The sequence below is a fragment of the Streptomyces sp. CA-288835 genome, from assembly GCF_050936385.1.
Taxonomy (GTDB): domain Bacteria; phylum Actinomycetota; class Actinomycetes; order Streptomycetales; family Streptomycetaceae; genus Streptomyces.
Map to the genome: position 1 here is coordinate 4,599,064 of NZ_JBNJMW010000001.1, position 13,085 is coordinate 4,612,148.

The 13,085-nt window shown below is 69.5% G+C and carries 12 protein-coding genes; 8 read left to right on the plus strand and 4 right to left on the minus strand.

Features of this window, described 5'->3' with window-relative positions:
* Positions 1-578: 578 nt before the first annotated feature.
* On the plus strand, positions 579-1,991 hold the full coding sequence (locus tag ACQEVY_RS20570; RefSeq protein WP_432950576.1) for an alpha/beta fold hydrolase: 1,413 nt from the start codon (positions 579-581) through the stop codon (positions 1,989-1,991).
* Between the two features lie 123 nt (positions 1,992-2,114).
* On the opposite strand, the gene ACQEVY_RS20575 is transcribed toward ACQEVY_RS20570, so the two are convergent.
* On the minus strand, positions 2,115-2,645 hold the full coding sequence (locus ACQEVY_RS20575) for a DinB family protein (RefSeq protein WP_432950577.1): 531 nt from the start codon (positions 2,643-2,645) through the stop codon (positions 2,115-2,117).
* Positions 2,646-2,729: 84 nt separating this feature from the next.
* On the opposite strand from ACQEVY_RS20575, the gene ACQEVY_RS20580 reads away from it, so the two are divergent.
* Complete coding sequence (locus ACQEVY_RS20580) at positions 2,730-3,191, plus strand: NUDIX hydrolase (protein WP_432950579.1); 462 nt, start codon at positions 2,730-2,732, stop codon at positions 3,189-3,191.
* Positions 3,192-3,231: 40 nt separating this feature from the next.
* Here the strand turns inward: ACQEVY_RS20580 and ACQEVY_RS20585 are convergent, their stop codons facing one another.
* Positions 3,232-4,632, minus strand: a complete 1,401-nt coding sequence (locus tag ACQEVY_RS20585) for a M1 family metallopeptidase (protein ID WP_432950581.1) — start codon at positions 4,630-4,632, stop codon at positions 3,232-3,234.
* 64 nt (positions 4,633-4,696) lie between these two features.
* Between ACQEVY_RS20585 and ACQEVY_RS20590 the strand changes: the two genes are divergently transcribed.
* Together ACQEVY_RS20590 and ACQEVY_RS20595 are read left to right on the plus strand one after the other, a co-directional pair.
* On the plus strand, positions 4,697-5,197 hold the full coding sequence (locus ACQEVY_RS20590; protein WP_432950583.1) for a hypothetical protein: 501 nt from the start codon (positions 4,697-4,699) through the stop codon (positions 5,195-5,197).
* A gap of 82 nt (positions 5,198-5,279) precedes the next feature.
* On the plus strand, positions 5,280-5,924 hold the full coding sequence (locus ACQEVY_RS20595; protein ID WP_432950585.1) for a hypothetical protein: 645 nt from the start codon (positions 5,280-5,282) through the stop codon (positions 5,922-5,924).
* Between the two features lie 370 nt (positions 5,925-6,294).
* On the opposite strand, the gene ACQEVY_RS20600 is transcribed toward ACQEVY_RS20595, so the two are convergent.
* Positions 6,295-7,029, minus strand: coding sequence for a pentapeptide repeat-containing protein (locus tag ACQEVY_RS20600; protein WP_432950587.1), 735 nt, complete (start codon positions 7,027-7,029; stop codon positions 6,295-6,297).
* Positions 7,030-7,198: 169 nt separating this feature from the next.
* Between ACQEVY_RS20600 and ACQEVY_RS20605 the strand changes: the two genes are divergently transcribed.
* From ACQEVY_RS20605 to ACQEVY_RS20620, 4 genes are all read left to right on the plus strand, one after another.
* Positions 7,199-8,386, plus strand: a complete 1,188-nt coding sequence (locus ACQEVY_RS20605; RefSeq protein ID WP_432950589.1) for an NAD(P)-binding protein — start codon at positions 7,199-7,201, stop codon at positions 8,384-8,386.
* A 52-nt stretch (positions 8,387-8,438) separates the two neighbouring features.
* Positions 8,439-9,419, plus strand: coding sequence for a zinc-binding dehydrogenase (locus ACQEVY_RS20610; RefSeq protein WP_432950591.1), 981 nt, complete (start codon positions 8,439-8,441; stop codon positions 9,417-9,419).
* Positions 9,420-9,486: 67 nt separating this feature from the next.
* Positions 9,487-10,938, plus strand: coding sequence for an NAD(P)/FAD-dependent oxidoreductase (locus ACQEVY_RS20615; RefSeq protein ID WP_432950593.1), 1,452 nt, complete (start codon positions 9,487-9,489; stop codon positions 10,936-10,938).
* 17 nt (positions 10,939-10,955) lie between these two features.
* Positions 10,956-11,711, plus strand: coding sequence for an alpha/beta hydrolase (locus tag ACQEVY_RS20620; RefSeq protein ID WP_432950595.1), 756 nt, complete (start codon positions 10,956-10,958; stop codon positions 11,709-11,711).
* A 52-nt stretch (positions 11,712-11,763) separates the two neighbouring features.
* On the opposite strand, the gene ACQEVY_RS20625 is transcribed toward ACQEVY_RS20620, so the two are convergent.
* Complete coding sequence (locus ACQEVY_RS20625) at positions 11,764-13,014, minus strand: lactonase family protein (RefSeq protein ID WP_432950597.1); 1,251 nt, start codon at positions 13,012-13,014, stop codon at positions 11,764-11,766.
* Positions 13,015-13,085 lie beyond the last annotated feature (71 nt).

Consider the following 13,085-nt stretch of genomic DNA (forward strand, 5'->3'; position numbering starts at 1 on the left):
AGGGTTAGTGGTCATAGGCGGTCAGTGAACTGAGGACGGGCTGTCCTCTCTCGTCATTCTCTCCGTACCGGATCTCGTATTCGTCCTTGCCTGGCCGCGGTGCGACCGGGTCCCCCTTCTTCGGGCTCACTCGCCGGGAACCTCCGGAGGCTCAACTGGACCGAGATCCTCGCCTGCCGGAGTGGTGAGCTCGCGGTGCAGATCCTTGTCGGCGTGGATGAGTGCAGTCGACTTCCATGCAGCGATGACCGCCCCCGCAAGTCCGCGGGCTGTCAGGGCCGCAGGTGGAATCCCCTAGATACCACCCTGATGGCCACCCCGATCATGTTCCCTGCCTCTTCCCTGATTCCGGTCCCACACGGTTGTGCCCCGATTGGTGCGCTGCCACGGTCGATCAAGGGCGCTCCGCCCCGTGGTCAATCGGCAAGACCGTCGAAGGGAACTTCATGCAACGGCTCTTCAGAGCACTCACCGGAGTGCTCGCGGCTGGAGCGCTCACTGCCGGTGTGTTAGCTGCCGGGGCATCAGCGTCGGGTGTGGAAGCAAAAGACGCCGGCCGTCCCATCGGAGGCTCGGCGGTGCCAGATGCCATCGAATGGCGGCCGTGTGCGCAGGACGCCGCAGCGGAATGCGGGACTCTGCGCCTGCCCGTCGACTGGGCTCGCCCCTCCGGGGAGACGTTCGATCTCGCGGTGGCCCGCCGCAAGGCCACCGATCCGGATCGCCGAGTCGGCGTGCTGCTGGTCAACCCGGGCGGGCCGGGCGACTCGGGTGTGGACTTCGCCGTACGGCGCGCCACGTCCCACTTCAGCGCGGGCACCCGGGCCAAGTTCGACATCGTCGGGTTCGACCCGAGGGGTGTCGGCGGCAGTCAGCCGGTGAAGTGTTCGACTGAGTTGCTGGACAAGCGCCCGTCGGCATACCCCCGCAACCAGGCGGACTTCGATCAACTCGCCGAGTACAACCGCACGTTACGCGAGGACTGCCGTCGGCACACCGGCCCGGTCTTCGACCACGCCGACACCTTGAGCGTCGTCCGGGACATGGATGCCCTCCGCAGATCTCTGGGCGAGAAGAAGATCAACTACTTCGGCCACTCCTACGGCACACTGATCGGCCAGCAGTACGCGGAGGAGTACGGTAACCGCATCCGGGCGATGGCCCTCACCGCGAACATCGACCACAGCCTCGGCACCCGGGAGTTCATCACCTCCTCGGCGGCCACCGCGGAGGACTCCTTCCACCAGTTCGTGAAGTGGTGCGAGTCCACCAGCTCCTCCGCATTGCACGGCCGGGACGTCACGGCAGTATGGGACGGACTCCTCGCCCGCGCGGACCGAGGGGAGATACGCGACCCCGAGAGCCCGGATCAGACTCTCACCGCGAACGACATCACCCTGTTCGCCTTCAAGGCGTTCTACGGCCCGGACTGGGACGAGCTGGCCACCTACCTGGCAAAGCTGGACGCCCAGGAACTGGCGGAATCCCGGCAATCCCAGCAGACCGGCGGCGAGCAACCCCGGCCAGCCACATCACCGGGAGCGCAGCAGCCCACAACCGCGGAACCCTTCCACGCGGTGTTCTGCCAGGACTGGCGATTCCGGCCGAAGGACTACCGGCAATACGCCGCCCTCACCGATGCCGAATTCCAGGCCGCACCCCATATGCGAGGCACCCCACGCGTACACGCTGCAGTGGCCGGCTGCGTCGGCTGGCCGGAGGAGGTGAACAACCCACAGCACCGTCTCCGCATCACCGACGCACCCAAGATCCTCATGCTGCATTCACTGCACGACCCGGCGAACAACTACGCCTGGGCGACCAACATCCACCGGCAGACCCGCGAGACGACCGTCCTGCTGCCGTACGAAGGCGCGGGACACAGCGTCTACGGCCGCAGCGACTGCACACGCTACGCCGTGGACGACTACCTGGCGGAACTCAACCTCCCCAGCCCTGGGAGCCGTTGTGCACCCGCGGCGGAGAAGTAGTCGCGAGGAGCAAGCACCGGCCCAGCAGGGGCCCCAGCACGACTCGCTCCGTGGAGTGCGCCTCCCGCTAACGCGGCCAGGGGGCACTCCACGGGTACCGCTAGACGGATGACGGCTCGCGGCTCATGCCGCGGACGCGGCGCGCAGCAGCCGGAGTTGGCCGATTTCGGTGGCGTTCTTCATCAGTTCTGCGTTCACCCAGGCGAGCATGTGGGCGAGGGTGTGGTCGGGGTCGTTCGGCCAGGGGAAGGGGGCTGTGGCGTCCAGGTCGGTGTCGGGGAGGCGGTCCAGTACCGCCAGCCAGTCGGTGCGGAGGCCGCGCAGCCACTCGATGGTCGCCGTACCGTCGCCCGGCCAGGTGATCTCGGTGCGCTCCCGAGGCGTACGTCCCTGCGCGTGATCGATGGTCACGCTCCACCACCAGCCGATATGCCAGCTCAGCCAGCCGATGGTGGGGACCGGGACGGGGTCGGGCTCGGTTTCCGCCCAGTCCGGCACCCATGTGCCGTCTTCGTTCGGGCGCACCGTCCAGCAGTAAGGCGTGGGCTCCCACAGGAAGTCCTCGGGCTCCAGTCGCTCCAGGTGGTACTCGAAAAGCGACCAGGTCAGCTCGAACTGCCAGCGCAGCAGGTCAGGTTGGGATGCGTTCTTCACCTGCCTATGCCATCCCGGACGGCGTGGCCGAAGCAACGAAATTACCCGGACGCCATCGCCCCGGACAGGTCCTAGCCTGCGGACATGTCTCTCGAACCGCGCACCCCGCGCCCGGCCGCCCGTATCGCCGTACTCGACCCGGAGGGAGCGGTCTTCCTCTTCCGGTACGACAACGACGAGGTCGGCATCCACTGGGCCATGCCCGGCGGCGGTCTCGAACCCGGCGAGAGCCCACGCGAAGGCGCCCTGCGCGAACTCCGCGAGGAGACCGGCTGGACCGACCTCACCCCCGGGCCCCTCCTGTGCACCTGGGAGCACGACTTCACGCGCATGGACATCCCTGTCCGCCAGCACGAGCACATCTACGTGGCGTACGGGCCGCGCCGCGAGCCGAGCGGCGGCGACCACCTCCGCGCCCTGCACAGCGAGGAGGGCATGCTGGGCTGGAAGTGGTGGACCCGGAAGGAGTTGGCCGACGCGGCGCAGTCCGTGTGGCCGCCTGAACTGCCGTGGCTGCTCACGGAGCTGGATGGGCGTGAGGCATGACGCACGGTGGTGCAGGGGGCGAGCCCTGACGCGGGTGCGGTCAGGCGTGGTCCGGCTTTCCGTTCCCGTACAGCCAGTCGTCCCAGATCGTGGTGAAGTCCTCGTCCGGTGCCTGTTGTTCCACGTACGCCGTGAAGTCGGAGGTGTTCGCGTTGCCGTGGCGGTGGGTGGTTGGCCAGCCTCGGAGGATGGCTCGGAAGGTGGCGTCGCCGGTTGTTTCGCGGATCTTGTGGAGGACCATGGCGCCGCGTTGGTAGACGGGGGCGCCGGAGATGTGCGCGGCGCTGGTCGGGCTTGCGGGTGGGAAGGACCACAGGTCCTCGTAGGTTTCCTCTCCGTGGTCGTACAGCTCGTCGAAGGTCTCCTGTGCCGTGTCGCCGCCGTGGTCCTCTTGCCAGAGCCACTCCGCGTATGTCGCGAAGCCTTCGTTGAGCCACATGTCGCGCCAAGTCGCGGGGGTGACGGAGTTGCCGTACCACTGGTGGGCCAGTTCGTGGACGAGGAGGGCGGTGTCGGGGGTGCCGGGGAAGACGGGGCGGTTCTGGGTTTCCAGGGCGTAGGCCGCGTCGTTCGCGCGGTCGACGATGGCGCCGGTTGAGGAGAAGGGGTACGGGCCGAAGTTCTGCTCCGCCCAGCGGATGATCTCGGGGATACGGGCGACGACCTGGGCGCTTGCCTTCGACTCGTTGGGGTCGACGGCCACGTACAGCGGCAGGCCGGTCGCGGTCTTCGAGCGGCGTACGTCGTACTCGCCGATCGCCACTGTCGTCACGTACGACGCCATCGGCTCGCCGACGTGCCAGGCGAAGGTTGTGCGGCCTCGCTTCGATTCCTCGCGTCTCAACTCGCCGTTCGACACGGCCTTGAGGCCCTCGGGGACGGTGATCGTGATGTCGTACGTGGCCTTGTCGCTCGGGTGGTGGTTGCCGGGGAACCAGGCCATCGAGCCGGTGGGCTCGCCGAGGGCGAGGGCGCCGTCCGCGGTCCTCAGCCAGCCCTCGTCTGAACCGTCCGGGTCGGTGATCGGGTCGGGGGTGCCGGAGTAACGGACGGTGGTGCGGAAGGTGGTGTTTCTGTTGAGGGGGTTGGGCGGGCTGATGGTCAGTTCGTGGTCGCTGTTGGGGTGGAAGCGGGCGGGGGCGTTGTTCACTTCGGCCGCGGTTACCTTCAGGCCCTTGAGGTCGAGGTTGAAGGTGCTCAGGTCCTGCTTCGCGCGTGCCTCGATCTGCGCTGTGCCTGTCAGGCGGCGGGAGTTGGGGTCGTAGGTCAGGGTGAGGGCGTAGTGGGTTACGTCGTAGCCGCCGTTGCCCGCCTTCGGGAAGTACGGGTCGTTTGTGCCCGGGGCGCCGGTCGCGTCCTGCCTGCTGCTGCCGTCGCACGCGGTGAGGGTGAGGGCCAGGGCGGAGGCGATGGCCAGTACGGGGCGGGCGCGGCGGGGCACGTTCGCGATACTAGGTGGATCGGGGCACGTCAGGGCCCCTCGCGAGCGTGACACCATCACGTACGTGCTCGATATCGGCTACGCCCTCTCCTCCCGCTTCCCGGATCCTCCGCAGACCGACTACCGGCGGGCGGACGTCCGCGCTCTGCGGCACGACCTGTTCTGCGGCGACGTCTATCTCGCCGACACCAAGGCGGACCGGGAGCTGTCCACAGCCTGGGGATGGGTGCCGGTACTCGACTTCGCGTGGGCGCTGTGCGACATCGTGGAGCGGATCGACCGGGATCCGGCGGGGTCCCGGGCCTCACGCCCGCAGCGGGCCGAGCTTGACTTCACCGAGTCGACCGACCGGATGCTCTTCGAGCGGCGCTTCGGGTGGGTGGACATCGAAGCCGACTGGATGCCCGTGGAGGAGCCTGCGCTGACCTTCTCGCATGCCGAACTTCGGCGTGAGGCGCGAGACTTCTTGCACGATCTGATCGCTGACCTGTGCGATCTGCATGACGAGCTGGCGGAGAATCCGGCTATCTGGAGTCTCCAAGCCCGATTCCCCAGGGTCCCGTAACGGCTCCCGATCACCACGGTGAGAGCATCGCCCCTGAAGTGACCTGCCACGGAGAGAGAGGGAGAGCGTGACCCGGGGGCGCGTGACCTACACGTTGGACTACAGGGTGTCTCCGCCGGCCATCGTCGGCGGCGGCGAACCACAACAGGGGGACATGGTCGTCCGGCTCTCCCGCGACGCCGACGCCCCCACGCCGGACCAGTACCGCTCGCTCCGCGCCTTCCATGTCCTCGCCGAGGACCGGTCACCGGTTGCCCGCGTGGTCACAGAGCAGCCCTTGGGGTCGCGCCTGAGCGGACGCCCTGCCGTGTACCACGTCCTGGATCCCTTCGGCGCGCCGCTGGGGCGGATCACCTGGCGGCGGCGCCGGGCGTTCCGGATCGGCCGGACGCGGTGGACGGTGGAACCGGTCGCCAGACCGGTTCTCCACGGCTATGAAGGCCGTCTCGTGTGGTGGGCGCTGTGGTGGCCCTTCGGCCTGCCCGTCGCTCTGCTGTGGCTGATCACGTCCATACTGGGCGACGGCGACGGTGGGCTCCGTCCCCCTCGACGGGTCATCTGGCGGGACCCTTCGCGCCGAGCCCACATCGTCTTCCGCGCGGTGGACGAGGACTACCAGGTGTTGACGCGGGACGTTGATCCTCGTCTGGCCACAGCCCTCATCGGACTGCACCAGTCCTACGACTCACCCGAAGCAGCCGGTGCCGGGGGCTGGTACGAGGCTTGAGCCCTCGGATCACCCCTATCCCCAGCCCCGCCCTTTCCCGAAACCGGGGGCTGCGCCCCCAGGCCCCGCTGCCTCCGGCGGGTGGGCGCCTGCCCGCGGGTGGGTGGGTGCCTACTGGGGTGGGGGTGACAGTCGTGTCGCGGCTGCGGGTGCGTTGTGGCTGGTCGCGCAGTTCCCCGCGCCCCTAAACAGCCTGCGACTGCCCGCACCCCAGCGAACCCAGGGGCGCGGGGAACTGCGCGAGCAACCACACTCAACCCGCACCCGCCCAACCGCCGGAGGCACCCCGCGGGGCCGTGTCAATTTGCGGCTCCGCCGCGTGGGCGCGACCAGCCACAACGGCGCCGCAGCCGACGACGAACCCACCCGCTCAGTCTTCGGCGATCACCCGAACCCCCATCTCCGCCGCCAACACCGCCGCCAGATCCAGCAGTTGTGCCGGGCTGATCACCGCCCCCGCCAAGCGGTCCACCCCTCGCGCGATGTCTACCTCGGCCGCCTTCCGAAGGTCCACGTCCGTCAGTGTGGCCGCGCTGAAGTCCGCCCCCTTCAGGGCGCAGTCGACGAACTCCACCCGTTCCAACCGCGCGCCTCCGAAGTCCGGCTCCACCAGTACGCAGCCTTCGAAGACGACGTCTCGGAGCCGGGCCTTGCGAAGGTTCAGGTAGTCGATCTTGCCGCCGCGGATCAGGACGCGTTCCAGTACGGCGCCGTGGAGTTGGACGCCGCCCAGTCTCGCGTCCACCAGCTCTACGTCGCGGAGGGTGACCTCGGCCAGGTCGGTGCCTACGCCCCGTATCCCCGTGAGGACGGAGTCCATTACGCGGGCGTGGCGCAGGCGGGTCTCGTCCAGTGCGGAGTTCGTCAGTGCGCAGTCCATAAAGCGGGCGCCCGCGCCGTCCTGGCCGGCGAAGTCCGCGTCCCGGAACTCCAGGCCGTCATAGTCCCCGTCGGGTTCCAACTCGCCGCCCCCGTGCGGCTCCAGTGGCGGCAGTCGCACCTCCGGTCGCCGCGCCGCCTTCACGCCCGCACCAGCACCACTCACACCCGTACCACCGCTCGCACCCGTACCACCGCCCGCGCGGCCCGCCGCTCTCCTCACCATGCCCCCATCCTCCACCCCACCACTGACAAACCCCCTGACCTGCACAAACACCCGCGATGTCACATTCCTGACCCCTCACAGAGTCATACCTACGAGTCACGCACACCCGCGCACCCACCCACGCGCACGCACCACACGCACGCACCAGACCAGAGGGAGACCCCCAGCCATGCACCGCATCACCGTCGTCGGCGGCGGCTTTGCCGGACTGACCGCGGCTATCACCGCTGCCGAGGCGGGCGCCAAGGTCACCATCTACGAGGCCCATCACACCCTCGGCGGGCGCGCCCGCACCGCGGAGGGGCCGTACAAGACGAACGAAGGCCCGCACGCCCTCTACAAGGGCGGCCCCCACTGGACCTGGCTCAAACAACGCGGGCTGATCGGCGAACTCGCCCCGCTCCCACCCCTCGAAGCGGCCCGACTGCGCCTCCGCCACAAGGGCGCCCTCCGCCGCACCCCGCCCTTCGCGATGCTCAAGCTTCTCCGCCGTACGGCCCAACAGGCGCCCGTGGACATCGACTTCAGGACGTGGGCCACAGACATCGCCGGGGAAGAGGGCGCGAAGGCGGCCGCATACTACTCCGCCGTCGCCCTCTTCCATCACGACCCGGGTGCCCTCTCCGCCGCCTTCGTGCAGGAACGGCTGCGGCGCGCCACGAAGTTGCCCCCGGAGGCGCACTACCCGCGCGGCGGCTGGGCGAGCGTCATCGACCGGATGGCGGCCCGCGCCTGGAACCTGGGCGTCCGTATGGAGACGCTCGCCCGGGTCGACAGCCTCGACAGCCTTGACGAGCACGGCAGGCGCGGGCCCGTCATCGTCGCCACCTCCCTCGCCGCCGCCCGCCGGCTCCTGCGCGACGACTCGCTGACCTGGACGAGTGGTCGTACGGCCCTGATCGATCTGGCCGTACGGACCCGCCGGGGCGACGCGTTCGCCGTGTCCGACCTGGATGCGCCGGGCTGGATCGAACGGTTCACCGCCCAGGACCGTACGCTCGCCCCGGCCGGCGAGCAGCTCATCCAGGGGCAGATCCCGATCGCGCCCCACGAGTCGCGGGCCGTCGGCATCGCCCGCGCCGAGGAACTGCTCGACCTCGCCTTCCCGGGCTGGCGCGAGCGCGTGACCTGGCGCAGCGAGGCCACCGCCGACGGGCGTACCGGCGCCGTGGACTACCCCGGCACCAGTTGGCGCGACCGGCCCGCCGTCGACCGCGGCGACGGCGTCTACCTCGCGGGCGACCAGGTCGCGGCGCCCGGCGTGCTCTCCGAGGTGTCCTTCAACAGCGCTCTGACGGCCGTTTCCCTCGCCTTCGACATTCCGCGCAGGGCAGGACTTGACCTCAAGCAAGCTTGAGGTACGAGGGTGAGGGCACGAGCACGACGCTCACGAACACGAGGAGCCCTTCATGCACGCCATCCGCCTGCACGCCTTCGGCCCGGCCGAGAATCTCACGTACGAGCAGGTCGAGGACCCGGAGCCAGGCCCGGGTCAGGTTCGTATCGCCGTCGCCGCGGCCGGCGTCCACCTCCTCGACACCGCGATCCGTGAGGGCGTGCAGGGACCGCTCCCCGAGTTGCCCGCCCTGCCCACCATTCCCGGCCGCGAAGTCGCCGGCACCGTCGAGTCCCTCGGCGAGGGAGTCGCCCAACTCTGGCTCGGCAAGCGGGTCGTGGCCCATCTGGGCTTCGCCCCGGGCGGGTACGCCGAGATGGCCGTCACCGACGCCGACCGCTTCCACGACATCCCTGAGAACCTGGACTTCGCGCAGGCCGTTGCCATGATCGGCACGGGACGTACGACGATGGGGATCCTCCAGTTCGCCGAGCTCGGCCCCGGCTCCGTGGCCGTGATCCCGGCCGCCGCGGGCGGTATCGGCACCCTTCTCGTGCAGTACGCCAAGCACGCCGGCGCCACCGTGATCGGCCTCGCGGGCGGCCCGGAGAAGGTGGCCCGCGTGGCGAAGAACGGTGCCGATCTCGCCGTCGACTACACGGACCCGGCCTGGCCCGACGAGGTCAAGTACTTCCTGTGGGGCCGGAAGGCCACGGTCGTCTTCGACGGCGTAGGAGGCGAAGTGGCCCGTACCACCGTCGACTTCCTCGGACCCGGCGGCAAGCACATCGTCTTCGGCTGGTCCGGCGAGGGCCTGCACGACGGCAGTCCACTCATCGTCGAGGGCGTGTCCGAGCAGGTCCTCGGGCCGGTGATGATGCAGAAGGCGGGCGGCCCCAATCCCGTACGCACTCTGGAACTCCGCGCTCTCACGGAGGCCGCCGCCGGCCGCCTCACCCCGGCCGTCCAGCGTTTCCCCCTCGCCGAGGCGGCAGCCGCGCACCGGGCCCTGGAGAACCGGGGGACGATCGGCAAGGTGGTCCTGGAGCCGTGAAGTAACCGATCCCACTTTCGGTCTCCGGAGGAGACACCCACGGCCCTCAGAAGCTAACGTCCCGCGCATGAGCAGCACGGAGAGCGTGGGCGGCACGGAGCACACGGGCAGCACAGCCGGACACACCACCCGTACCGTCATCAACGGCGGCATATCGTTCTGGTACGTACAACAGGGCCTCCCCGCGCCCCGCGAGCCCCTCCCCTCGGACGCCGCCGCGGATGTCGTCATCGTCGGCGGCGGCTTCACCGGACTGTGGACCGCGTACTACCTGAAGAAGGCCGCCCCTTTCCTCCGTATCACCGTCCTTGAGCAGAAGTTCTGCGGCTACGGCGCCTCCGGCCGCAACGGCGGCTGGCTCTACAACGGCATCGCCGGACGCGACCGGCACGCGCGCGTGCATGGCCACGAGGCCGCCGTACGCCTCCAGAGGGCGATGAACGAGACGGTTGCGGAGGTCGTCCGGGTCGCCGAGGCGGAGGGCATCGACGCGGACATCCATCAGGGTGGCGTACTCGAAGTCGCCTGTACGCCCGCTCAGTTGGCGCGCCTGAGGGCCTTCCATGAGGCGGAGCTGTCGTTCGGTGAGAAGGACCGCGAGTTGTACGGCGCCCGTGAGACCGCCGAGCGCGTCCGCGTCGCCGACGCTGTCGGCTCCACCTGGACGCCGCACGGGGCCCGCCTGAACCCCGTCAAGCTCGTCCAGGGACTCGCGCAGGCCGTCGAAGCGCTCGGCGTCACCATCCACGAGTCGACGCCCGTCACCGAGATCCGGCCGAAGCACGCGGTCACTCCGTACGGCACCGTCCGCGCGCCCTACGTCCTGCGCTGCACCGAGGGCTTCACCGCCTCGCTGAAGGGACAGAGACGCACCTGGCTCCCCATGAACTCGTCGATGATCGCCACCGAGCAGCTCACCCCCGAGCAGTGGGAGTCGGTGGGCTGGGAGGGCCGCGAAACCCTTGGCGACATGGCGCACGCGTACATGTACGCCCAGCGCACCGCCGACGGCCGTATCGCGCTCGGAGGCCGCGGCGTCCCGTACCGCTTCGGATCGCGCACGGACAACGACGGTCGTACGCAGCCGGCGACCGTCGAGGCGCTACGGGAGCTGCTTTTCCGTCTCTTTCCGCAGCTCACCGGGGTGGAAGTGGCCCACGCATGGTCCGGCGTCCTCGGCGTGCCCCGCGACTGGTGCGCGACCGTCACCCTCGACCGTTCCACCGGCCTCGGCTGGGCCGGTGGCTATGTCGGCTCCGGAGTCGCCGCCACCAACCTCGCCGCCCGTACGCTGTGCGATCTGATCCAGCAGGATTCCGGGCAGTCCGGTGCGACGGAGCTGATCGCCCTGCCCTGGGTCGGTCACAAGGTCCGCAAGTGGGAACCGGAGCCGTTGCGCTGGATCGGGGTACACGGCATGTACGCGACGTATCGAGCCGCCGATCGCCGTGAACGGGGCACGCAGGCCGCGCAGTCGTCCCGGCTGGCACGTATCGCCGACCGGGTCGCAGGTCGCTGAGGCAGGGGGCAACACACATGGACATGGACACCCGCATCGTCGACACCATCCGGTACACCGCCGACGGTCAGCTCCTCGACATCCACCAGGGCACCGACCCGGACGCGCCGACCGTCCTGCTCTGGCACGGACGCGGTCCCGCCGAACGCGACGTCCTCGGCGCCCTCGCCGGTACTGTCGCCCGGCTCGGCGCCACCGTGATCGTTCCCGACTGGCGGCCCGACGCCGAGGACGGGGGACGGCCCCACCTCGCGGCGTCCCTCCGCTTCACCTGGGATTACGTACCGGATCCCGCCCGTGTCGTGCTCGTCGGCTGGTCCCTCGGCGGCCGGGCGGCGATGGCCACCGCACTTCGGCCGGACCCGCCGGAAGGATGGCGCCCGGCCGCGGTCGTTGGCATCGCCGCCCGCTACAACCAGCCCGAACCCCTCCTCGGCCTCCCCTCCCCCATGGCCGTCTGCGCCAGCGCGCCGCCGCTGCCGATCCACCTGGTCCACGGAACGGCCGACAGGGTCTGCGACTTCAACAACGCCCTCGAGTTCCAGTCGGTCCTCGCCGACTGCGGCCGACCGGCTCCGCTCACCGAACTGACCACGGACCACGCGGGCGCGGTCATGGCCGAGTACGCCCCGGAGTTGGGGCGCTGCCGGCCCGTCCATGGCGGCATTCCGTACGAGGAGGGACTGCGAACCGCCCGCGTGATCGCGCGGGCGGCGGGGCTGGAGGTGCCCGAGCTCGACAGCCGTGGAAGAAGGGCCCAGGTCAACGGCTGACAGCTGACGGTGACCTGTTCGTCAACGGCCCATCCCCTAACGTCACTTGACGTCACTTCGCTGCGATGCCCTCCATGCCCGCCTCCTCGAAGACCGGCAGGTCCTCGGCGGTCGTGACCTTCGTGAGGGCGCCGTTCTTCTCGACGCGGAAGCCGTCGACGGTGCCGGAGACCGCGTTCTGCACGTAGACGAACTTCTCGTCCTCGGTCACGGCGAGGTCGATCACGCCCTGGGAGTTGGCGGAGGGCGGGGTGGCGATGCCCACGTCGTTGGTGAGGGCGAGCTTGCCGCTCTTGGCCATGCGGTAGCCGCTGACCGTCGAGTTCCCGGTGTTGCCGCCGTAGAAGTAGTTACCGGCACGCACCAGCCAGCACAGCGTCTCCTGACCGTTGGCCAGCGGCTTCTGCAGGACCTTCAGCTTGCCGTTGCGCTTCACCTGATATGCCGTCACCGTCGACTTTTCGGCCTCCGCGACCAGCATCCGCTTCCCCGACTTGTCGAAGCTGATCGCGAACGGGACGCCGCCCGCGGACTTGTTGACGACCGGCTCGTCGACGGCGGGCAGCCCGTTCCGCTTCATCGGGAACACCTCGACCGTGTTGGCGGCCTTGGTGGTGACCACCAGGTTGCGGCCATCCGGAGTGAACTCGACCTCGCCGGGCGAGGTGTCGAAGCGCGGCACATTCTCGTTGTCCAGCCCCAGCGAACGATGCGAGCCCTTCAGCGGCTTGAGCCCCTTCTTGGTGATCGTGAAGCCCTGGACGCTGCCCGCTCCGCCCGCATTCATCACGTACGCCACCTTCCCGCGCACCGCGATGCTCGCCGGGAACTCCCCGCCCGAGTCCACCTGCTTCGGGGCCTTCAGCTCGGTCCCCTCGACCCGGAACGAGGTCACCGTGCCGCTGCCCGCGTTGACGGCGAGGAGCATGCCGGAGGCGTCGTCGTAGACGAGCGAGCCCTGGGAGGCGAGCGAGTCGGTGGGTGCGTCGACCTGGTCGCCGCCCTTGCCGCCGGTCGCGAACTCCCCTGCCGGCGACAGCTTTCCGTCGTCAGCCCGCGCGAACACATGGATCATGTTCCCGTTCAGCTCGTTGCCCTGCACGAACACGGCCTGATCGGCTCCGGCCGACGTGGTGCGGGCGTACTGCCCGGCGTTGGCCACGGACACCGCCGCCGTCACCGCCCCCACCGAGGCGAGCACTCCGGCCCCGATCATGACTCGCCGCGACTTGGACTTCGCCCGGTGCCCACTCTGCCCGCTCTTGTGCCCACCGCGACGGCCATTCCTGTCGTACGTACTCACGCCCGGCTCCTCGGTCTCTCGTCCCCCACGTCCGCGCCCTGCGGAACAGCACAAGAGTGACCAGTGGGGGA